The following is a 329-nucleotide window of genomic DNA, read 5'->3' as shown; positions in this document are numbered from 1 at the left end:
GGCCGGGATGACCGCGAGCGCACCGTCGTCGAGAGCGGCGACGACACGCTCGAACAACGCAACCGGCGTGAGCGCGCGCGCGGCGTCGTGGACGAGGACCGTGTCGATGTCGGCCCACAGCGCCGCCAGCCCGGCGGCGACGGACGACTGACGCGTCGCTCCCCCGGCCACGACGGAGACGAGGTCGATCCGGTCACCGGCGACCTCGCGGACGTCGGTGAGCGCGGCTCCCTCGAAGCCCGCGGGCACGACGATCACCACCTGGGCGCGTGGCGCGGCGAAGACACCGCGCAACGCGTGACGCAGAATCGTGTGCTCGTCGAGGCCGA

Annotated in this window: 1 protein-coding gene; it reads right to left on the bottom strand. The window is 73.6% G+C overall.

Features of this window, described 5'->3' with window-relative positions:
* Nucleotides 1-329 (bottom strand): IspD/TarI family cytidylyltransferase (locus tag ACZ3HG_RS23250; protein ID WP_465334674.1); only part of this gene is annotated, 329 nt, incomplete at both ends.

The organism is Erwinia sp. PME.40.26/001, assembly GCF_055556675.1.
The sequence above is the reverse complement of the archived record's forward strand: the minus strand, read 5'-3'. Positions and strand labels throughout refer to the sequence as shown.